The organism is Microbulbifer maximicatervae (SeqCode) (genome assembly GCF_052467065.1).
Genome location: NZ_CP174299.1, coordinates 2,752,775 through 2,775,272, shown reverse-complemented (window position 1 = coordinate 2,775,272; position 22,498 = coordinate 2,752,775). Strand labels below are relative to the sequence as shown.

At 48.2% G+C, this 22,498-nt stretch carries 14 protein-coding genes; 4 read left to right on the top strand and 10 right to left on the bottom strand.

From position 1 onward, the window contains the following. Positions 1-18: 18 nt before the first annotated feature. Together pepQ and ACJJI1_RS12355 are read left to right on the top strand one after the other, a co-directional pair. Positions 19-1,320, top strand: coding sequence for a Xaa-Pro dipeptidase (gene pepQ / locus ACJJI1_RS12360; RefSeq protein ID WP_444956833.1), 1,302 nt, complete (start codon positions 19-21; stop codon positions 1,318-1,320). Positions 1,321-1,525: 205 nt separating this feature from the next. Next, positions 1,526-3,577 carry an amidohydrolase family protein gene (locus tag ACJJI1_RS12355; protein ID WP_444956832.1) on the top strand — a complete coding sequence of 684 codons (2,052 nt, stop codon included), beginning with the start codon at positions 1,526-1,528 and terminating at the stop codon, positions 3,575-3,577. Positions 3,578-3,659: 82 nt separating this feature from the next. On the opposite strand, the gene metE is transcribed toward ACJJI1_RS12355, so the two are convergent. Next, entirely contained in the window at positions 3,660-5,894 is a 2,235-nt protein-coding gene (gene metE, locus ACJJI1_RS12350; RefSeq protein ID WP_444959385.1) for a 5-methyltetrahydropteroyltriglutamate--homocysteine S-methyltransferase, read from the bottom strand. Positions 5,895-6,066: 172 nt separating this feature from the next. Here metE and ACJJI1_RS12345 point away from each other — a divergent pair, with 172 nt between their 5' ends. After that, a complete protein-coding gene (locus ACJJI1_RS12345; RefSeq protein WP_444956831.1) occupies positions 6,067-7,026 on the top strand; it encodes a LysR family transcriptional regulator in 960 nt (319 codons plus the stop codon). 477 nt (positions 7,027-7,503) lie between these two features. Beyond that, on the top strand, positions 7,504-8,043 hold the full coding sequence (locus tag ACJJI1_RS12340) for a cytochrome b (protein ID WP_444956830.1): 540 nt from the start codon (positions 7,504-7,506) through the stop codon (positions 8,041-8,043). A gap of 92 nt (positions 8,044-8,135) precedes the next feature. Here the strand turns inward: ACJJI1_RS12340 and ACJJI1_RS12335 are convergent, their stop codons facing one another. From ACJJI1_RS12335 to ACJJI1_RS12295, 9 genes are all read right to left on the bottom strand, one after another. Next, on the bottom strand, positions 8,136-9,902 hold the full coding sequence (locus ACJJI1_RS12335; protein WP_444956829.1) for a DEAD/DEAH box helicase: 1,767 nt from the start codon (positions 9,900-9,902) through the stop codon (positions 8,136-8,138). Positions 9,903-10,111: 209 nt separating this feature from the next. After that, positions 10,112-11,347 (bottom strand): capsule polysaccharide biogenesis protein, encoded by a 1,236-nt coding sequence (locus ACJJI1_RS12330; protein WP_444956828.1) that lies wholly within the window; start codon positions 11,345-11,347, stop codon positions 10,112-10,114. A 681-nt stretch (positions 11,348-12,028) separates the two neighbouring features. Next, positions 12,029-14,074 carry a capsule polysaccharide biogenesis protein gene (locus ACJJI1_RS12325; RefSeq protein ID WP_444956827.1) on the bottom strand — a complete coding sequence of 682 codons (2,046 nt, stop codon included), beginning with the start codon at positions 14,072-14,074 and terminating at the stop codon, positions 12,029-12,031. Continuing rightward, complete coding sequence (locus ACJJI1_RS12320) at positions 14,065-14,997, bottom strand: glycosyltransferase family protein (protein ID WP_444956826.1); 933 nt, start codon at positions 14,995-14,997, stop codon at positions 14,065-14,067. Before ACJJI1_RS12320 ends, ACJJI1_RS12325 begins: the two co-directional genes overlap by 10 nt. A 4-nt stretch (positions 14,998-15,001) precedes the next feature. After that, positions 15,002-16,735, bottom strand: coding sequence for an SLC13 family permease (locus ACJJI1_RS12315; RefSeq protein ID WP_444956825.1), 1,734 nt, complete (start codon positions 16,733-16,735; stop codon positions 15,002-15,004). Between the two features lie 307 nt (positions 16,736-17,042). After that, positions 17,043-19,313, bottom strand: a complete 2,271-nt coding sequence (locus ACJJI1_RS12310) for a glycosyltransferase family 2 protein (RefSeq protein WP_444956824.1) — start codon at positions 19,311-19,313, stop codon at positions 17,043-17,045. Positions 19,314-19,348: 35 nt separating this feature from the next. Continuing rightward, a complete protein-coding gene (locus tag ACJJI1_RS12305; RefSeq protein WP_444956823.1) occupies positions 19,349-20,308 on the bottom strand; it encodes a sulfotransferase family 2 domain-containing protein in 960 nt (319 codons plus the stop codon). Positions 20,309-20,384: 76 nt separating this feature from the next. Beyond that, on the bottom strand, positions 20,385-21,584 hold the full coding sequence (locus ACJJI1_RS12300; protein WP_444956822.1) for a nucleotide sugar dehydrogenase: 1,200 nt from the start codon (positions 21,582-21,584) through the stop codon (positions 20,385-20,387). Positions 21,585-21,646: 62 nt separating this feature from the next. Further along, on the bottom strand, positions 21,647-22,483 hold the full coding sequence (locus ACJJI1_RS12295; RefSeq protein ID WP_444956821.1) for a glycosyltransferase family 92 protein: 837 nt from the start codon (positions 22,481-22,483) through the stop codon (positions 21,647-21,649). Positions 22,484-22,498: the final 15 nt, after the last annotated feature.

The window sequence follows — 22,498 nt, the reverse complement described above, 5'->3', positions numbered from 1 at the left end:
ATCCATTCCGGGGAGAACATGGATAAAAACCTTTACGCCGATCATATGGCCACCCTGTGCCGCCGCTACGACGAAATCCTCGAGCAGAGCGGGTTTGATACCCTCAACGTATTCAGTGGCGCTCCCAGGGTGCAGTTCCTGGACGATAACTATTACCCGTTTAAGGTGAATCCCCACTTTAAGGCACTGGTTCCCATTACCGACAACCCCCACAGCTGGGTTATCTATCAGCGCGGACAAAAGCCAAAGCTTTTGTTCTACCGCCCAGTAGACTTTTGGCACTATGTACCGCCGGCACCCCAGACCTTCTGGAGCGATTTCTACGATATCGAGCTACTGAGCAAGCCGGCCGATGCCCAGGCGTTCCTGAGCCCAGAGAATGCCGCTTTTATCGGTGAGAGCGACAAGCTGCAAGGCTGGTCACTGGGGGAGGAAAATCCGGAGCTTCTGATCAACCGCTTGCACTGGGCCCGCGCTTATAAAACGCCTTATGAGGTCGCCTGCCTGCGTGAAGCGAACCGTATTGCGGTCAATGGGCACCGCGCCGCCGAACAGGCTTTCCGCAGTGGCGCCAGTGAATTTGAAATCAATCAGGCCTACCTGGGCGCTGCTGGCCAGGGCGAGAACCGTATGCCTTACGGCAACATTGTTGCCTTGAATGAACACGCCGCAATCCTGCACTACACCCACCTGTCTACTGAGCGCCTGCCTGAGCCGCAGCTGAAAAGCTTCCTGATCGATGCGGGTGCTGACTGCAATGGCTACTGCTCTGATATCACTCGCACCTACGCCTATGCCGATAATGAGTTCGCAGAGCTGGTAGCGGCTATGGATGAAAAGCAGTTGCAGCTGGTAGACGGCCTCAAACCTGGCCTGCCTTACCCGGAACTACATCGCCAGTGCCACTTAAACGTGGGAGAGCTGCTGGCCCAATTTGGCATAATCAAAACCTCTGCCGAGAATGCCGTGGAATCCGGCTTAACTCGCCCCTTCCTGCCACACGGCCTGGGTCACTTCCTCGGCCTCCAGGTACACGATGTCGGCGGTCACCAGGCCGGCCCCGATGGAGGCACGACACCCCCACCAGCCGAGTACCCGTTCCTGCGTACCAGCCGAACAATCGAGGAAAACCAGGTATTTACCATCGAACCTGGACTCTACTTTATCGATAGCCTATTGGGAGAGCTAAAAGACTCAGACCTCGCTGCCGAGGTTAACTGGGATAAGGTCGACAGCTTCCGCCCCTACGGCGGCGTGCGTATTGAAGACAATATTGTCGTACACGCAACCGGCAACGAAAACCTTTCTCGCACCCCTTAGTTCATAGACTAAAGCAATATTGTGAGAGTGCTTACAAGTAAGCGCTCTCGCAATACCTTTACCTTACTCCGAAAGTTAAAACATTAAAGAACGCCCTACCGCTCCCGCTTTTCCTCTCGCCGCTTGCGCCCCTAAGCTGCTTGCCCCCTCACCGAAAAAAAGCCAAAGTCCATCACCGGTATTACAACAAGAAAAGGGACGGTTCATGAGAAAAAAAACACTGGCAACGCTTATCGCAGCCACAGTTCTAGCCGCAGCCAATAGCGCTTATGCAAAATCAATCGAGTATATTTTTTACGATAAAGAGGGCATTGCTGGCTCTGAAGTTATTCACCAGGATGGAACAAAGGTATCTGGTGAATTAAAGCTCGGCTGGAATAACCGCCGCCTAAACCTCAAGGAGAGCTTCACTATCGGTGAGGCGGCAATGCCCGAGCAATTATCCATTGAAGGGATCAGCCCATTTGGTGCTCCAGTCAGCGAAGAATTTTCCCTGGAAAATGGTGTCGCTCGCTGGAAAGGTTCCGATGAACATGGCAGCGCAAAAACTTCCGAAGCCCAATTTTATATTCCCAAGAACAGCACCCTTGCCGTACAGGCGCAATTGGTGAAAGCACTGATTGCCGATGCAGATCAAAATATTGATTTACTGCCGCAAGGAAAAGCACGCCTCCATAAGCTTGATAAAGTGACCCTGCAACAAGGCGAGAAAAAGAAAACGGTCCACCTTTACGGCGTAAGCGGCCTGGGCTTTACCCCAGATCTCGCCTGGTATGATGACAATGGGGATTTATTTGCCTCCGACGAAGGGGGATGGTTCGCCATCCTGCGCAAAGGCTGGGATAAATCTCACCTCGAAGAACTGAAAACTCGGCAAGTCGCAGCCGCAGACCAGTACCTGCAAAGTATTGCCAAGAAACATACCCACACATCAACCCAACCCATCCTGATCAGCAACGTCAACCTGGTTGATGTTGAATCTGGCAAACTGCAGAGAAAGCACCATGTGCTGATCAAAGATGGAAAGATCGCAAAAATCAGTAAAAAACCGATCAAAGCCAACGGGGCAACCACCATTGATGCCCGTAACCATACGCTGATCCCCGGCCTCTGGGATATGCACGCCCACTTATCCCCTACCGATGGTGTTCTGAATATGGCCGCTGGCATTGTCAATGTTCGCGACATCGGTAATACCCATGAAAGTATCATGCGTATTGAAGGGATGTTTGAGTCAGAGCAAATCATTGGCGGCGACCTTTTCCGTGCGGGCTTTATGGACCGGGAAAGCGAAAATGCCATGCGAATGGGCAAGACTGCGGACAGCCTGGAAGAAGCCAAGGATATTGTCGAGTGGTATGCCGATCGCGGCTATCAGCAAATTAAAACTTACAGCTCGATGGAGCCAGAGTGGATCGCTCCCTTAGCCAAGCATATCCACGAAAATGGTATGCGTTTGTCCGGTCATATTCCTGCATTTATGACCGCTGAAGAAGCAGTGGACGCGGGCTTTGATGAAATTCAGCATATCAATATGCTGTTCCTGAATTTTATGGGCAAGATAGATACCCGTAAAAGACTTCGCTTTACAGAAATCGGGGAACACGCTCACGAGCTGGATCTGGATAGCAAAGAAGTGGCTGCTTTCCTGGATAAGCTAGCCAAGAAAGGCACTGTCGTAGACGCAACCACCACCGTATTCAGCTCGATGTTACTGCGCCAGCCGGGCAAAGTAGATCCTGAATTTGCCGATATTACCGACCACCTTCCAGTGAATATCCAGCGCGCTTTTGTTGGGGCCGAACTGAATGTGAAGCCGGAACACCGGGATGACTACGACCTTTCAGCGGAAGCCCTACTGGCCATGATGCTCAAGCTACACGAGCACAAGGTCACTATGGTCGCGGGCTCCGATGGCATCCCCGGATTTACCCTGTTACGCGAACTCGAACTCTATGCCAAAGCAGGTATTCCCAATATTGATGTACTGCGCACGGCTACACTGGTACCGGCGCAGGTTATGGGGGCCGACGAGTACACTGGCAGTATTGCAGTGGGAAAAAATGCAGACCTGGTTTTACTGGAGGGAAATCCCCTTGAGGATATTACCGCGCTGCGTCGCACTGCACTGGTACTCGAGGGGCAGAATATGTATCGCCCGGATGAGCTTTACACAGCCTTGGGTATTAAACCTTTCCACCCTTCAGTGCCATTTGAATTAAATAACACTACTACAGTAGCCACCAAGTCCGACTAAGCGAAAAAAACAGAAGCGGAAAAAACAGAAAAGAAAAAACCGGCGATCCAAATGATTGCCGGTTTTTTCATTTATAAATTAACTAGGCCAGTTCTGTGCGCACAGTGCGCGCCGCTTCTACCATATTCAGCAAGGATGAACCCACTTCGGCCCAGTTACGGGTTTTAAGGCCACAGTCTGGATTTACCCAAAGTCTCTCAACCGGCACCACCTGTGCAATTTTCTTAAGTCGCTCTACCAACTCCCCCCTTTCCGGCACATTGGGTGAGTGAATATCGTAAATGCCAGGTCCAATTTCATTGGGGTAACCACCGGCCTTGTCGGCAAACGCGCTGAGTAGGCGCAAATCGGAGCGAGCTGATTCAATAGTAATTACATCCGCATCAAGGGAAACAATGGCATCCATAATTGCATTGAAATTGCTATAACACATATGAGTGTGGATCTGGGTTTCCGCTTTTACTTCGCTACAGGTGTAGCGGAAACACCCTACCGCCCAGGCAAAATAATCCTGGTGCTCAGACTCTCGAAGGGGAACTCCCTCACGCAAAGCCGGTTCATCAATCTGGATAATCCCGATACCGGCCGCCTCAAGATCCAGCACCTCCTCCCGCAATGCCTTGGCAATTTGCAGACAGCTCTCACTGCGGTGGATGTCCTCCCTCGGGAAGGACCAGTTGAGAATTGTGACCGGGCCGGTGAGCATACCTTTTACCGGCTTATTAGTAAGGCTCTGGGCATAGCTGCTCCACTCTACTGTCATAGCGTTAGGTCGGGAGATATCACCAAAAATAATCGGGGGTTTCACACAGCGAGAGCCATAACTTTGCACCCAGCCATTACCGGTGTGTACAAAACCATCCAGTTGCTCCCCGAAATATTCCACCATATCGTTGCGCTCAGCCTCACCATGCACCAGTACATCCAGACCGAGTATTTCCTGACGACGGATAGCTTCGGCAATTTCAGCGCGTAGATGTTCTAAATAATCCGCTTCAGAAATTTCGCTATTGCGGTACTTGCGGCGCACACCGCGCAAAAGATCCGTCTGTGGGAATGAGCCTATTGTGGTGGTGGGCAGCAGTGGTAATTTCCAACGCTTGGCCTGTACTAAAGAGCGATCCTGAAAGCACTGTTGACGCCAGGTATCCAGTAATTGATCAGCAATGGAGCCCTCGGCTACACCACTCTCTCCACCTGAGACAGAGATCTCTGTGTCCTCATTGAGCAGCTGCTGTAATTGAGCCAATTCCTGAAGTTTCTGGCGGCTGTAAGCAAGCTTCTGTTTTTGCTCACTGGGCAGCTTGATCTCCGTTTCCAGATCCACAGGGCTATGAAGTAGGGAGCAACTGGCTGATAGCCACAGGCGATCTCCCAACTGTTTCGCCAAAGGCTGCAAAGTGCCCTGCCAGCGGTTGAGGTCTGCTCGCCACACATTTCGCCCATTAATCACACCCGCAGACAGAACCTTGTTCTTACCTGCCAGCTGGGCCGCAGCTTCAAGTTCTTCAGGTGCGCGTACACAGTCAATATGTACCCCGGACACCGGGAGGGAAAATACCAGCTCCAAATTCTCGCGCAAAGGTGAGAAATAGGTAGCCAGCAGTGTATTCACCCCCGGGGCTACTGCCGCAATCTGCTGGTAGGTGCTATCAAAAGCCCCACGCCATTCATCCGGCAGATCCAGGCCTAGTATGGGTTCATCCAACTGCACCCATTCAACTCCGAGGTCAGCGAGCTGAGACAGCAACTCGGCATAGCAAGGCAGGAGTTTTGGCACTAAATCCAGAGGGCTATCCACACCTCGCCCCAGCCACAGGTAAGTGAGTGGTCCGATAACCACCGGCTTGGCTTTGTAGCCCAGGGATTGGGCTTCCCGCACCTCGTCAAGTAACCACTCACTATCCAGGGAGAAGGCCTGATCATTGGAGAGTTCAGGGACCAAGTAGTGATAGTTGGTATCAAACCACTTGGTCATGGCACTGGCCGCTACCGGCTGTCCCGATGGAGCGCGACCACGGGCCAAGCGGAAATACTGGTCCAGCTTGTTGTCTGCTGCTCCTTCTTTAAATCGCTGACCGACCACACCAAACATCAGGGAGTGATTCAGAACCTGGTCGTACCAGGCGAAATCTCCCACAGCCACACGGCTCAAACCGGCCTCACTTTCGGCCTGCCAGTTACCACGGCGTATCTCTGTGCCCACTTGCAGCAACTGCTGCTGGGGTATATCACCGCGCCAATAGGCTTCTTGCGCTTTCTTTAATTCGCGATTGGCTCCGATACGCGGATAGCCGAGGATATGTGTTTGCACCATGGCCGCCTTCCCAAGCTCTTTCCTGTGAGGGGAACAAAGTTGCCCCATTGAAAAATACCCCGCAGCTGCGATCTCGGTAACGGTCGCATTAGCGAGAGTCCTGACTTGATTGTGTGCGCACAGTACTGTTCAATCAATTTCATATTTTTTGCAAATAACATGAATAATTTTAATGATGATTGAATTGCGCCATTTGCGTGCGCTGAGTGTTTTGCGTGAGACAGGCAGCCTGGTACGCGCAGCGGAGCTCCTTCACCTGACCCAGTCGGCTCTTTCGCACTTATTTCGCGAAATGGAGGACCGGCTCGGCCAAGAACTGTTTATACGCAAATCCAGGCCTCTGCGATTTACCAGTGCCGGTCTGAGACTGCTGCAATTGGCGGACGACATACTGCCCCAGGTAGCTATAGCACAGCGGGACCTGTCCCGGCTGGCATCTGGGCAAGCGGGCAGGCTCAATATCGCTATCGAGTGCCACAGCTGCTACCAGTGGCTGATGCCCGCACTGAATACCTTCCGGGACAGCTGGCCAGAAGTGGAACTGGACCTGTGCAGCGGCTTCCACTTCGCTCCCCTGCCCGCACTGGTGCGCGGCGATCTGGACCTGGTTGTCACTTCTAATCCAGACCCGGACCTCAAAGGCTTACACTACGAGCCGCTGTTCAGCTTTGAAATGTGCCTTGCCATAAGCCGCAAACACCCACTGGCGCAGGAGAGCAAGCGGCGCTGGGTAGAACCGCAGGAATTGGCTGGTGAAGTCCAGATTACCTATCCGGTTGAGCGCGAGCGGCTGGATATATTCCAGCACTTTCTCGATCCAGCCGGAATAGAGCCAGCGGGTGTTCGAACCGCAGAACTCACCGTGATGATGGTTCAGTTAGTAGCCAGCGGCCGAGGGGTTTGCGCCCTCCCCAATTGGGCGCTGCACGAGTACCTGCAAAAGGGATTTGTTTCCCAACTCCAGCTGGGTAAAGAGGGCCTTTGGAGCACCCTCTACGCGGCAGTGCGGGAAGATATGCTCGAGCAACCTTATCTCACAGACTTTCTCAAAACCGCACGGGATACCAGCTTTGCCAATCTGCAGGGTGTGAGAGCGGCCAAAACCAGCCCCAGTGTGGCAGAACCTGCCTAACCACTTACAAAAGTTAACTGGGCGGCTTAAGCCTTTGCGGAAATAATGACTCACTCAACCTCAGCACAATTATCAAACAAACTGAATATTTTCAGATCAAACAAATCAATGGTTTGGCCTGGCCGGAGAGGCCGGTAAAATCACACAAATAACGATGGAGCCTCTGAACAACTCCGTGATACCTCTGGCTTACAGAGCGGTTCACAATCAAGACGCGGCTTCGCAGGAATGTCCAGACCTTGCAAGAAGTCGCAACGCAGAGTGTGAATCGCTCTGCAAGCCCCGAAGGGCGGGCCTTGAAAGCCGCATCTGCCGCATAGCAGCGTCTGCAAAGGACTGTGACCATTCGCACTGAGCTGCGTCTAACACCTGCGGCCTTCAAGACCCGCAGAGGCATCACGGAGTTATTCAGAGGCTCCTTATATACGGCAGTGGCCTGTACCCGGCCAAATGCCTGGACTTTGTAGGAGACCCTCTATGTCAAACCCGGTTGAACGTTGGAACTCAGTGAGTAAAGGACTGCACTGGCTTTTTGTAATCCTACTGCTCTCTGTGTGGGGAGCGGTTGAACTGCATGAGTTTTACGAACGCGGCGACCCCATGCGCGGCTGGTTTATGCAGCTGCACTTCTCCCTGGGAGTCGGTGTCCTGATGCTTCTGGCCCTTCGCCTCTACTGGCGTGCACGTCACAAACGCCCACAGATTGAAGGCAAGAAGTGGCAGAAGGCACTGTCCAGCCTGACCCATGGTGGACTCTACCTGTTGATTCTGGCTATGCCGGTATCCGGCATTGTGATGCGCCAGCTGTTTGGGCGCGATACCGAATTTTTTGGGCTGTTTGCCATTCCCAACCTGTTCGCCAAAAACCCGGATCTGGGCAAGCAAATCGCTTTCCTGCACAAAGATGTAATGTGGCCCGCCCTGCTCATACTGGTTGGACTGCATATCGCCGCCGCCTTGTGGCACCACTTTATCGCCCGCGATAACACACTCACCCGTATGCTGCCGCAGCGCTAATTCAAAACAGGGAAGAAATAGAAGAAGGGAAACTGAATGGGAGAGCGCAGACCTGCGCTCTCCCGGAATAAACCTGCTAAAACAAGTACGACTTAATCGTCGTTATTGCTGCGTTTGGCTTTGGGCTTACCTTTCGGCTTGAACTTAGGCTTACCCCTGGGTTTCCCTTTCGACTTGACCGCCGCTTCATCGAAGCGAGTGATCTTCATCGGCTTACCGGCAACACGCACCTTCTTCAGGTGTTGGAACACTTCTTTCGGCATTCCCTGGGGCAGATCTACTGTGGTGAAATCATTGTAGATTTCGATACGGCCGATGTAGGAGCTGTCCAGATCCACTTCATTGGCAATAGCGCCAACAATGCTGCCAGGGCGCACGCCCTGCTCGCGGCCAACCTCGATACGGAAACGATCCAGACCCTCATCGGGCGGCGGCAGCTTGCGATCTTTCTCGAAGCTTTCCTTTTTGCGACGGCGACCACCATCAAAGTCATCGTCACGCTCACGACGCTCTTTACGTGGCTTCTGCTCTTTCTCTTGAATCAACAGAGGCTGGTCACCCTGGGCCATTGCAGCCAGTGCGGCGGCAACATCCAGTGGATCAACCTCATTCTGCGCCAGGAATTCCTCAACCAGCTGGCGATAGGGCGCCAGGTCAGTTTGGCCTTCCAGCGTTGCAGTGATGCGCTCGCGGAAACGCTGCATACGGGCACTATTGACCGCATCAGCACTGGGCAATTCCAGCTTCTCGATCGGTTTCTTGGTCGCTTTTTCGATGACCCGCAGCATGCGGCGCTCGCGGGGCGCCACAAACAAAATCGCATCGCCTTCGCGACCGGCGCGGCCGGTACGGCCAATACGGTGGATATAAGCTTCGGTATCGTAGGGGATATCGTAGTTAATCACGTGACTGATACGTTTTACATCCAGTCCGCGAGCTGCCACATCGGTGGCCACAACAATATCCAGCTTTCCTTTCTTCAGCTTATCGATAACCGCTTCACGCAGATTCTGTGCCATATCGCCATTCAGGGCAGAGCTGGCAAAGCCCCGAGCAGCCAGCTTATCAGCCAGCTCTACAGTACTATTTTTAGTACGCACGAAGATAATCGTGGCATCCACCGGCTCCGCTTCCAGGATACGGGTCAGAGCATCCATCTTGTGCAGGCCGCCAACCGGCCAATAGCGCTGGCGAATAGTTTCCGCAGTCTCTGTTTTGACCCGGATCTTTACTTCGACCGGCTCATTCAGGTGCTCCCGCGCAATCCGGGCGATCTCTTTCGGCATCGTGGCGGAAAACAACGCAATCTGGCGCTCTTCAGGAATCTGCTCCAGTACCCACTGCACATCATCGATAAAACCCATGCGCAGCATTTCATCCGCCTCATCCAGCACCAGGGTGCGCAGATTGGACAGATCTAAAGAGCCGCGACGCATATGGTCCATCACCCGCCCGGGGGTACCTACCACCAGCTGGACACCACGCTTCAACTGCTGTATCTGGCCGCGGTAGTCAGCGCCACCGTAGATAGGCGCAACGTGGAAACCTTTCAACTTGGCCGCATAAGACTGGCAGGCTTCAGCCACCTGAATAGCCAGTTCGCGGGTCGGTGCCAGCACCAATGCCTGGGGGCGGCGGTCTTTCAGGTCCAGCTGGGAGAGTAGCGGCAGCGCAAAGGCTGCGGTCTTGCCAGTGCCGGTCTGGGCCTGGCCTAGCACATCCCGCCCGTCCAGCAGGGACGGAATAGTTTGTGCCTGGATCGGGGAGGGAGTCTCATAGCCGAGCTTTTCGATGGCGCTGAGAATTTCAGACGGCAGACCCAACTGGTCGAAGCCGGCCGCTTTAGGGGTATCGGTCATTTCGGAATTCACTTGAAGCCAAAGTCCCTATCGCGGGACCGGAGCGGTGGGTAAAAGGCCGCGCAGTCTAACAGGTTAGACGATCCAGATCAGCCTGTTTTTTAGGCAAGTTGATTAGCATGTATCTCCGCCGACAGATAGGATATCAATATTGGGTAGATAAAAAGAAAAGCGTCATTGATCTAGAAGTAAAAAGAGTACAGCGCTCCTTAGACCAGATCCACCTCAGTTTCAGGCTGCCGCCTTCGCTCCGTTGCACGGGCCTCCGTCAAGCGCCTGCAAACTCCATCGATTGTAGCGGCAATATGGCGGGAGAAGCTGCCATCCACTTGAGTCTTGTCATAGAGATAAGCCCGAAATTGCTGGAAGAACTCCGGGTCTACCGGGTCGGGTTGACTCCAAAAGCTGGAGAGCCCCCCTTGATGAGTCAGCCCCGGTAAGTCATACAGTGATCTTCCAAGTACTTGAGTTGGCACCTCGTGGAAGAGTGCAGATATGCCCACTGTACTGTTGATTGTTACAACCCCTAGGGTGTGATCGAGCAAAGTTGGCAGGTGCAGGTCATGACAGTAGATAACCCTGCCGGTAATCTGGTAACGAGTTTCCAGCTCTCGTATCAGCTTTTGATAGTGACAAAACCCACGATCCATCGGGTGGTGCTTTATTACCATCATCGAACCCTTTGGAGCATTTTGTGCAAACGACTGCAACACTACCTCTATCGCATTTTCGATAGAAACCAAATCAGAGTGCTTTCGCAGTTGAAAATCATCGCGGGTTTGAAGTGGAAAAAGAAAGTACCGGCCGCTGAGCTCACCCGTCAAACGGGCCGTAAGTCCCCGCTCCATCAGTTTATACAGGCCTTTTCGATAGAAACTCCTGATCCAGCAAACACCTTCACCTAGCCAGCTGAGACTTCGGTGGTGCCGATAGTGGGGAAAGTCCGATTGGGAAACCCGCATCGCAAGATAATAGGCCATTGCAAAACGCGCTCGCCTAAAAAAAGTTTGCCCAACAGATTTAACCGGCTTTCGCTCTCTGGCTAGATAACTATTAATTGCTTCTCGAGACCAGTCCGTACGCGAATGAGCGTTAACCCCGCCAAATTCAAGAGTGATAAAATCCGGGCGCAAATACCCCTCTTCAAATACACCAAAAGCGATCCCCTTGGACTCGCAGATGGATTTTGCAATGGTATGCAGGCGGCGGCAGTCCCCATAGCAAATAACAGTATCTACATTATTTTTAGATAGATAATCTGAGAAGAAGGCACTCCAATCACTTTCTCCCCCGGTGAAATCCACCTGAAAATCAGCCCAAGCAAAGTAGCGATCCCCGCCATTAAAGTTGATCTTATGAGTAATGACTCCGCTCTGTGACAAGCGCCTTGCCAATTGGGCAAAGAATGGGCCATGAGGTCCTTGTAAAAATACTGCCACAGACATGTATTGGCTTTTCCTTGAGCTAAGGTCACTGGATACGTTGATACGAGGCGATGAATAAAAAAGAAATGACTATGAAATTAGGCTAACTTCACAGTTATTATATTGAACTGCTTTTTACATCTATGCGAACCATCTAACAACATAGAACTTGGATATTAGAGTCGCTACTATCAGGGCAGAAACTTCTGTAAATTTGGCAGCAAAAACTGCCCTACTATGGTTTCTTACTTCAAGGATCTTCCCATCAATCAAACTGTATAGTCTAAAAATGCCGACACACAATTTGTATTTGGTACAAACCATAAAGTCAATTTATCTAAAAGTACAACCACTCAGCCCACCAAGAAATTAACATCTGGCGACACATGAGAGGAAGTTAGCCCTGTAGCAACCCGAATAAATTCCAGCTCCATTTAATCCCACATCTTATACCAGGAAAAAATAGGTGTCAGTACAATTGGTACTATAATCACCGAAGTGTAATCGAGCGTAATAGAGTAAGAATGGCTTTCAGCCAGAAAACCTTGAAACCAGTTCCTGAATACTTAACGCAGAAGGGGGAAACATAAAAGTTAGCAAAGTAGAAGTTTGAAACTATATTCCCCGAGGTCTAAAAATTTAAACCAACGCATTAAAAGAAATTGAATAGACAGCCTTATACTGAATTACGGATACAATATTTCAATATCTCATAAATATTCTTCGGTACAAGGAGAAGAGTTTAAAAACTACTCCTTTTTTATTTCCCAAAGAGCGTGCCTTCCCAAGTAGCTCAACGGTAGTTTCTGCGTTGACAAATTCAGCCGTTTTGGGATCTACATAGACAGGGTATAACAGCAAAGTAGCCGCAATCATCTGATTTAAAGTTAAATTGCGCTGCCTTCTCGATAAAAAATCTCTTAACTCACCCGTGGGGATTTCTCTATTTTCAATAAGCGTATCCCTTGTGAGCCCCCAGCCAGCATAAAAGGGTAACCCATAAGTAACCACCTGCTTGCCTCTTAGTAGAGCCTCAAAACCACTCAGGGAGCTCATGGTGTGGATTTCATCAGCGACTTTAATAGCAGAAACTATATCACCCTGTTCAAGCAAAGTGTCATAAAGGGAATCAGAACTCTCTTGCAAAGTACCTAGGCGAGCACCACAAACTACGTCAGGGTGTGGTTTATAAATAATATGAGCATCGGGGTTATTCAGCCTGACGCGTTCAAGAAGAGCCAAGTTACTTTTTATTACTGGGGAGCCATTAGCTATCGAGGCATCGCTTTCTACCTGCCCGGGAACTAAAATAATTTTTTTACCATAGGAAAAATCAAAATTAACTGTAGGTTTATCTTCTACAACATTGTATTTGCTAATCCCTCTATCGATCAATTTGTCTCGTAACTTTCTAGCTCTATCTAGAAGAGGATCAGGAAAACTACAGGTATTTAACAGAGTCTCCAAATCGCTGGGCTGCCTGGCGTCAAAGTAAATACCACGACTATCTAGAACCAGTGAATTCGGAACGACCAGATCGGCACCCAAACCAACGGAACGCAAAAAACCGTCTTCAACCCTCCAGACATTTAAGTCAGATTTCTTAGCCTCATCAAGCAAATCATCTGTAATCCGACTTGCCCATACCAGAATATTGGTTCCTGCCCTTGCATCTGCTATCTTTGCAGAAGAAAATTTAATCCTTCCCTTTCCACCGACAAAACCTGGAATAAAACTCCTTTTCCAGTGAGAAAATCCTACTCCGATCCAGTCGCCATCGAAGCGGCTCCATTGCCTGCGTTGTTCAGCAATTAATGCTACAGTGTCTTCAAAGTTACAGCGATTGCCAGTATACGGATTAATATACCGGGAGTATTTTAGGTACGCAGCACAAAAAACCTGAAGCAACGTTCGCTTCACACTGCGGCGACCACAGTTTTGCCTATCTCGAGTTAAACCCCACCCCGCATAAAAAGGCATTCCAAAGCAATGGACCTCCTTACCTGCAACCAGCGCCTCAAAACCCAGCTGGCTGCTGACCACATAAACCTTTTCGACTCGATCCAGGATTGACCAGGGAGAAATATCCTCCGAGATAATCCTACAACCCCTCAGTTCAGCCAGTTCCTTTAGATAGCCACGCTTTTTCCCTGCGATAACATCAGGATGTATCTTTACAAGAATTTCAGCATCAGGATTTTCATTAATTGCGGACTCAAGCATTTGAGAGAAATGCTGCTCAGAAGCCAACCCACCTTTAACGGAGATATCCCCAAATGTTTGATCGACCACTAAAATGGTCTTTTGCCCAGGCAAAATTTCCAGTGATATATCAGTCGATTGGTTATATTTCGACAGTCGGCTCTCTCGTATAAGCTTTAAGCCTTTTTCTGCACGAACAAGTTCATCCGGCGAGAAATTAGCCTCACTGATTAATATTTCCAGGTCACTTGGCCGGGAGGCGTCGTAATAAATACCTGTCGAGTCAACAACCAAACTATGCGGTTCAGCGCCATTTACGCCAAGGCCGAGTGAACGTAAAAACCCATCTTCTATAGCGATATAAGGCAAACTCAAATGAGTGGCAAGGCGCTGTGCTTTAAGGGCGCTTTTTTTTAACCCCCAGCCCGCCATCATGGAAATTGATCTACCCGGCTTGAGAGCTACATAGTGACACTCAGCTTCCAGGAAGTTATCAAGGTTAGATAAACGCCGAAGCCCGAGTGAGCAGTGTCCAATTACAGGCATTTCCTTGCCTCGAGAGAAAGTGCATCCCGAAGGCTATGATCGTTGGCAAGATCCAATATTCCCTCAACCCAAGCTGAGGGTTCCATTGGCAGCAACAGACCATTTTCCCCATGCCGCACTACGGAACCATATATGTCCCCTTGAGCAAAGATACCTGCGGCACCAGCCTGGGTAATATCAAAAAATTTTGTATGCGACCTGGCGCGATTAAACGGCAAATCGAGCAAAGGTGCCAAACCAATTGATCGCCCTCGCCCTCGAAGCATCGACACGTAGGTAGGCCACTTCATCGGGTGCAGTATCTGCACCCGTGGCATTCCTCGAAAGAGCCGATTGACACACTGATCTCCAATTATCTCAAAATTGAGAATTGGACTGCGGCTGAGGACTTCCCCTATCACCGGCCGCAGCCACTGAACATCCTCAAGGTGAGACGCAGATCCGTGGTAAAACACGGTCAAAGGCTGCTCCTGCTCACAACTCAAGGGAGCAGGCTGCAGTAACTCTGGAGACCAACTTTGATACTTTTCCGCAAGGTAGGGGGCCGATACCAATAGTTGTGCGCCGATAGATCTCAGCCACCTCTGCTTAGACCAACTAAGCCGTAATATTTTTGCTTGATATCGAAGTGGCATGCTGGAAAAGGCATACCAATCAAATAAATCATCGTCGATAAAGAGGTAGATTCTCTGAAACTGACCTCTGTTTTTATCAATAAATGACTTCCAACTCCGAGGGATGTAGCGAACAAAGATTAAGGATTTTCCATTAATATCCTGTTCAATTGGGGAGCTGGACCAAGTTATACACCGGAAGTTGATTCCCCTCTCATACAAATATGGCCGAATAAAATAGTCCGTTGATGGATTTGCACCCTCTTCAATGACTAAACAGCTTTCTGTGGGAATCAAGTCAAGTGCCAAACTACTACCCCTCTAGCGGAAACACGATTGGAATCAAAATCAAAACTGTTATCGAATAAGCAATAGTCAGGGGCAGTCCAGCTCTGAGGAAGTCGCGTAAATGATATCCTCCCAAGTTTTGCACAATCAGGTTGGTCTGGTAGCCAAATGGGGTAAGAAAGCTGGCACTAGCTCCATAAGCTACCGCCATTACAAAGGGCATCCAGCTAACCCCAAAGCTCTCAGCCAAGCTCCATGCAAGAGGAAATGTCAAGGCCGCGGCAGCATTATTGGTCATGAGTTCTGTTAAAAGTAATGCGAGTAAAAAGATACCGACCAATCCCGTTATAGGCCCCCAGCCATTGATAAGACTTCTCAACCCCTCTGCCAGCGCATCCGCCAATCCACTTCCCGCGAAGGCCTCCGCAAGTACTAAAGCGCTAGCAATAATTAACCAAATTTGAAAAGGAAAACGCCGCTGTAATTCTGTAGTAGATACAATACCAAGAGCAATCATACCGCCAAGCAACACGACAAGGCCTTTTAGTAGGGAAAAGTAACCGAGAGCCGCTCCCACTACAACTGTTGCAAAACCTAAGCCTAATATCCAGTTATCTCTTTTTGATAAGTCACGTCGCACCTCCGTCCCACTAATCACATAAAAGTTCTTGTCAATATTTAAGTGGTGGCGGAAGTCTGGGCCTACAGCCAATAAAAGGGCATCTCCTGCACGCAACTCAATTTCACCGAGCTTACCTGATAGCCGGTCACCGCCTCTGCGCATAGCAACCACTGCCGCATCAAAACGAGTGCGAAAGTTACAGCTTTTTAAGGACTGTCCTAGAATACTGGAGCTAGGAGTAACTACCACCTCGGTTAGATTTAAATCTAACTTCTCATCTGCGAGAGCAAACAACCGCAAACCTTCTATATCTTGCAAGCGGCCAAGATCACGAACGTCACCAGTAAAAATCAGTTTATCCCCACAGCGAATCACTTCCGAAGGCCCAACCGGGCTAATTACCTGATTACCTCGCACTATCTCAATTAGATAAAAGGTTTCCAATCGTCGCAAATTGTTCTGCTCAACACTTTTCCCACCTAGAGGAGAGTTCCTTACAACCTCTGCTTCCAACAGATATTCATCTACAGGCTCCTCAGCAATACGGCCCTCAGGGAGTAATCGGTTACACAGCAATAGAACTATGAGTCCGACTAAGGTTGCAGCCAACCCTATTGGCATAAAGGCAAAAAATTCAAGGCTAGGTGCCCCCCGGTCTAGAACAAAACTATTGACAATTAGATTCGTGGAAGTACCAATTAGAGTAAGAGTACCCCCAAGAATCGCTGCATAGGAAAGTGGTAATAACAACTTTGCCGCAGGTAAGCGTCGCTGCCCTTTAACACTAGAAGCGAGAGCTGCTACTACCGCAGTATTGTTTAGGAAGGCAGAACTCAAGGCAGTAGCAGCAGAGAGACGCAATAAGCTAACTTTTAAAGATCCCTGCATCAATCCTTCCGAAATAGCTCTCAACCACCGGGCTTTTTCAAGCCCTAGTGAGACTAAAATCAATGCAACTAATGTCACCAATCCAGGGTTAACCGCTTTCTGCAGCACGATTTCTGCCGGTACTAGTCCAGTCAAAAAGCAAGCACCAGCAGCTGAAGCAAAGATCAATGAGGGGCGATAGCGGGTAAGAATCAATGACACAATAACAAGAACAAAGATTCCAGCGACAAAAAATTGAGAAAGAGTCATAAAATGATAAGCCACTTTAATTATCGGTAGCTAAAATTAGTATTACTTATGCACCAATGGTGAATGCCGATCATGCCAAATCCACCGAAACTATGCTTCCCGCAGTCATTCCCTATGAACGCTGACTCAAGTAACCCCTGAATAAATCCATGATATCCTAGGTCTTCAAGGGCCGAAGGTATCTTGCGGAGTGATTCAGAGGCTGTCTAGCGATAACATTAAGAAAATACCCCCATATCCTAATAGGGGGAAGCAGTCAACGCTTCGAACTAATTCTGGACAACTTCATCCACGGTTTTGAGTTTGCTCAAACTGACATCAGAGAAAAATCCTCATGAACCAGTGTCAAGTTCGGATTATAGGCGGGATCGGTGTCTAATAAGCGCCCCCAACGACTGCGTAAATAGTCGGCCTCCCTTTTCGCCCGTCGTCGCTTCGCTAATGTATCGTCCGCACCACGGGATGCGGATTCATGATGGTAGAGCTCTGCAAAGGGTGTCCAAAGGTTCCTGTAACCTGCCTCACGTACCTTCAGACATAGATCTACATCATTGAACGCTACTGCGAGGTGCTTTTCATCCAAGCCTCCGACCTGTTCAAAGATGGATTTTCTTACTAATAAGCAAGCCCCAGTAACGGCAGATAAGTTTTGAACCAGTTGTAGGCGTGAAAAATAACCATACTCGCTGCGGTGGAAATATTTGTGAGCATGCCCCGCTACACCGCCAATACCCAAAATTACCCCACCGTGCTGGATCGTATCGTTCGGGTAGTACAGTTTTGCACCTACACAACCAATCTCGGGCCTACAAGCTTGGCTAACCATTTCCCTTAACCAATCCCCATTAATAGGTTCGATGTCATTATTAATAAGTCCGAGAATATCCCCTTTTGCTAATTTCGCCCCAAAATTATTGATTGAGGAGTAGTTAAATGAATGATTCCAATGATGCACACTGACTCTCGAATTACGACTGATTTCGCGAAAATACTGTAATGTCTTTTTACAGCGACTCTGGTTATCCAGAATGAGAAGCTCGAAATTAGAGTATTCGGTCTTTGATAGAATCGCATCAACACAAGGTTTGAGGATATCGTAGCCGTCACGAGTAGGCACTAATAGACTGACCAATGGCTCGGACGCCGGCAGGGCCCAGCGAACTCGATAAGAGTTTGGAACAATTCCCAGCTCGGTTTTTGCATCTTGCCCAGTGCGCTGCAAATAACCACCAAGTGCACGCAATCCTGCCTCAGTAGCATACGCCTTATTAGCTCCATCCTGTGCAGTAGAACCCGTGACCGCACGCCAGTGGTACAGAATCTCCGGGATATGAACTACATTCTCACTATCGAGTGTTGGCAAGCAACGAAGTAAAAGGTCGTGATCTTGGCTGCCCTCAGTCCCCACCCTAAAACCACCAACATCCCTAACTAATTCCGTCTTTAAGACCGTCATGTGGCAAACATAGTTTTGCGACAGCAGTAAGTCTGGATTCCAGCTGGGTTTGAAATGAGGAGCAAAGCGCTCTCCCACCTCGTCAATCTTATCCTCATCGCTATAAACTAAAAGCGCCTTCGGGTTCTCTAGAAGAAAGTCCGAAATCCGCTGCAAAGCATTTGGGGCCAAGGTATCATCGTGGTCAAGAAAGGTTACAAACTCTCCCTCTACCAGCTCCAGAGCACTATTACTAGCCGCTGCTATATGTCCATTTTTCTCTCTGAGCTTCACTTGAACTCGGGAGTCCAACGCCTGGTAGCTTAGAAGGCATTCTTTGACTTTGTGGTCAGATGATGCATCATCTGCAATACAGAGTTGCCAGTGCTGATATGTCTGGGCTAACACTGACTCAATACAGGCTTTTAGTTGGGAAATATTAGAGTTATAAGTCGGTAGCAGCACTGATATTAGTACCGCTTCCTTCGTGGAACTATCTGTCGCTTTAAGTGAGGGAAACTTCCTACTCCTCTCTACCTTATCAATCCACCGCCGATAGTCCCTGTCATGCCTCCTACGGACAAATGTTTCTCCATAACGATCCAAAGCATATTGATATCTACTAACCCCTTGTGTTTTGGCTTTACATTTGAGGTTTGCAAGTACCCCCAATTTCCCCAACCCCCTAAATTCGGGGTGCATAGTCGATAAGCGTCGTGCAAGACGATCACGTGCAAACCAAGACGCGAGACGAACGATACGAAAGTGATCCACGGAAAAACAACCACGATCATCTATGGGAAACAGCTCCAGCTGGGTCACTTTTTGCGGAAAATAAACTATTCGCTTAACAACCCGTCCAGTGCGTAGAGGCAGGGAAATTCTCTCCCAACTGCCCTCCAGGCTGCTGCCCATATAGGCTAAAAGCGACGCATCCACCCCGCCTCCATCATAGGCTACCTGAAGCTCTAGCATGTACCAACCGGGCAGGAAGCTACGTTCTGAAACTTGAAATTGAGGACTCTCGGTGAGCGACAGCCACTGATAGCCCTCATCTTTAGGGCTAGCTGGCTCAATAGCAGCTTTAACCCTTAAGTAAGAAACAAGGTCCACCCGGAATATGGACTTGATAAGATTAAGCACAGCACACTTCATATAGGATTGTTGTAATAATGGAGCTATACCTGCCCCTGAACCGTCCATGGAGAGTGTACCAGTGGCTGCCCTGTATTTGCGACCACGCAATCGACCTTATCACCTGCTTTTAGCTTTGAGATGTCGAACGAAAAACCTACAAATCCCGCTCGCCCAACACCTAGAGCTCGCAGCCACGGGCGATCTTGGTTAGCAGTAGTCTCACCTATAACTTCACCACCTGCTATGGCTTGCAGAACAGCAGATTCTTCTTCATTCTCACTGATCGCCCACCCAAATAAGCGCCCATTCTCCTCGTGCATCAATGCACCGGAAACAAATTTCTTTTTACATTCAAATAATTTCAACCGCCAATCAAACTGATCGCAGATTTCGTCATAAAGAGAGATATCCTTGGCGTTCAAGCGGTATAAATCTTCTTTTTGACCAGCAGGTATCTCGTATAGCTCCTTTAGACTTCTTCGGGCAGTATTATCCACCCTCCTAGGTATCTCAATATTATATTTTTCATTTAATAACGATATAGAAAGATCATACTCTTCAGTTAAACCGATAAACCCTATAGCCGCCCAAGGAAGTTGCCCCAGTATTCGATACTGACGATTAACATTGTGAGGCGTTTGGTAAAACTCCTCAAAGGTTTTCTCATATTGGTAATTTCTTACCATATGATTATACTCAGAAATCAATCTCTGCAACGGCTCTCTTACGAAAGAGACCATTCGAAAAGTTCCAAAGAGAGGCGCATAAGATGCCGCGTGGAAATGTCCAGAAAAAAACCGATAACCTTGTTTTTCAAAAGCTTTTTTAAACTTCCACTTATCTTGCTCTTCCATCACCCAACGCTTTACGATTGCGCTAGTTTCAGTGGACTTTGGGCCATAATCTCTGCACACTCTCTCCCGCCCGAAAAAGCTATCAGCTCCAACTCGAAAGCTAGTGCCTGCAGTTTTAGGGATATGAACAAAAACAATAGGATCCACAACAGCCACCCTTAATTTCAATAACTATAACTTTTGGCAGATAAAAAACTAAAAATAATCCCACTAAACGTAAAATTCAGTCACATCCAAAAATATCTCGAGTATAAACTTTACTGGCAACATCAGACAGCTCCGAAACCATACGATTGGCCACGATTACATCGGAAATCCGCATAAACTCCTCAATATCACTGACAACTCGAGAATTAAAGAACTGTCGTTCATTAAACTCTGGCTCGTATACAACCACCTCTACGCCCTTCGCCTTAATTCGTTTCATGACACCCTGAACTGATGAGGACCGAAAGTTATCCGAACCAGACTTCATGATAAGTCTATAGATTCCAACTACCTTAGGTTCTTTCTGTAAAATCGAATCTGCCACAAAATCTTTACGAGTGGTATTCGCATCTACGATAGCTGAAATTAAATTATTTGGAACATCCTTATAATTAGCCAACAGTTGCTTAGTGTCTTTGGGTAAGCAATATCCACCATATCCAAAAGAAGGATTGTTATAGTGCATCCCTATACGTGGATCAAGGCCTACACCTTCAATAATTTGACGTACCTCTAAGTCATGAGTATGAGCGTAAGTATCAAGTTCATTAAAATAAGCAACTCGCATAGCCAAATAGGTATTAGCAAATAACTTTATTGCTTCAGCTTCAGTCGAATCGGTAAAAAGAACTGGAATCTCTTCGCTTTCTGCACCTTGCACAAGCAACTGGGCAAATCTTTTAGCTCTTTCAGACCTCTCTCCCACAACAACACGCGAGGGATATAGATTGTCGTACAGCGCTCTACCTTCACGTAAAAACTCTGGAGAAAAAATAATATTTTCGCACTCCAGCTGCTTTCTTATTCGTTTAGTAAAACCCACAGGTACGGTTGACTTAATTACTATTATTGCAGACGGATTCATTGATATCACTTCTCGAATAACCGAATCCACAGAGCTTGTATTGAAATAATTACTCTGAGGGTCGTAGTCGGTGGGTGTAGCGATTATCACAAACTCTGCACTACTATATGCATACTCTTTGTCAAGTGTAGCGGTGAGATTCAAGCTTCTCCCCTGTAGAAACTCCTCTATTTCCTTATCGTGGACAGGCGACAACTTATCATTAATCAAATCAATTTTTCTAGCGTCTATATCTACGGCAACTACTTCATTATGTTGAGCGAGCAGGATTGCATTTGACAACCCAACATAACCTGTACCAGCCACGGCAATTTTTGTCGGACCTATCTTTTTTTTATACGAATTCTTCATTTTTTGGAACCTGATGCCTCCCCTGAAGGCAAACCATATAATTCACTAACCTAGACAGCAATCTATATTTCAATCAAATCATTTATGCGATTCTTAAGCAAAGCTAAAAACTCATCCGAAAAAGAAAAATCATCTTTATTCATAAACTTATCTCGATTATAAAAATAGTCATCACTATGCCTGGACCCTCGCAATGCTTCAGTAGTAGCGGCAGCTCCTCCACGCTTCTGCTTTTTCTCAAAAAACTCTTGCTTTGACTTCAATATATAATGATTTAAAAAAACATTATCAGCCACAATTCGTTTCGATTTTCCAGAGTAAGTCTCATCAGGCTCCATCAAAGAAAAGTCAGAATAAACATAATTTCCTGAAAAAATTTTGGCCATATGCGGAGAGACAAATTCATTAACCGTACCAACCCTGACAATACTCTTATACCACTTTCTTCCATCGTAATTCGGGAGGCAGCATTTAGTAAATCTCTCCAAAACAGGCTCAAATGAGTTGTCTTTAATACCAGCTGAACCAAAAACTAGCTGATTAATAGCTAACGCTGAAATATCTCTCGGGACATTGCTTAAAAATTCTCTTACTAGCCCCTGAGTTATAAAAAGAAACTCATCAATATCAAAGAAAGCGATAAAATCAAATGAATCTTTATAGCGTTCTAAGCAATCTTTATAGGCGCTAAGTTGAGGAGAAACACCGTCTTTTGTTTTCCATAAGATGTGATCAACATGCCCACCTACCTGAAGCCTTTGCAGCATCTCTGTCGTACCATCGGTACTTTCATTGTCGTATACGATTATCGTATCAAAGCCAATTAGTTGATGGTAAGCAACCCACTCCTTTAAATATTGCTTTTCATCTTTAGCAATAGCACATAAAGCTACTTTCATTACAACCCCCTCTAT

Excerpts from the sequence above, each read along its gene's own strand:
- pepQ (WP_444956833.1), top strand. The coding sequence starts at position 19 with ATGGATAAAAACCTTTACGCCGATCATATGGCCACCCTGTGCCGCCGC.
- ACJJI1_RS12355 (WP_444956832.1), top strand. The coding sequence starts at position 1,526 with ATGAGAAAAAAAACACTGGCAACGCTTATCGCAGCCACAGTTCTAGCC.
- metE (WP_444959385.1), bottom strand. The coding sequence starts at position 5,894 with ATGGTGCAAACACATATCCTCGGCTATCCGCGTATCGGAGCCAATCGC.
- ACJJI1_RS12345 (WP_444956831.1), top strand. The coding sequence starts at position 6,067 with ATGATGATTGAATTGCGCCATTTGCGTGCGCTGAGTGTTTTGCGTGAG.
- ACJJI1_RS12340 (WP_444956830.1), top strand. The coding sequence starts at position 7,504 with ATGTCAAACCCGGTTGAACGTTGGAACTCAGTGAGTAAAGGACTGCAC.
- ACJJI1_RS12335 (WP_444956829.1), bottom strand. The coding sequence starts at position 9,902 with ATGACCGATACCCCTAAAGCGGCCGGCTTCGACCAGTTGGGTCTGCCG.
- ACJJI1_RS12330 (WP_444956828.1), bottom strand. The coding sequence starts at position 11,347 with ATGTCTGTGGCAGTATTTTTACAAGGACCTCATGGCCCATTCTTTGCC.
- ACJJI1_RS12325 (WP_444956827.1), bottom strand. The coding sequence starts at position 14,074 with ATGCCTGTAATTGGACACTGCTCACTCGGGCTTCGGCGTTTATCTAAC.
- ACJJI1_RS12315 (WP_444956825.1), bottom strand. The coding sequence starts at position 16,735 with ATGACTCTTTCTCAATTTTTTGTCGCTGGAATCTTTGTTCTTGTTATT.
- ACJJI1_RS12300 (WP_444956822.1), bottom strand. The coding sequence starts at position 21,584 with ATGAAGAATTCGTATAAAAAAAAGATAGGTCCGACAAAAATTGCCGTG.
- ACJJI1_RS12295 (WP_444956821.1), bottom strand. The coding sequence starts at position 22,483 with ATGAAAGTAGCTTTATGTGCTATTGCTAAAGATGAAAAGCAATATTTA.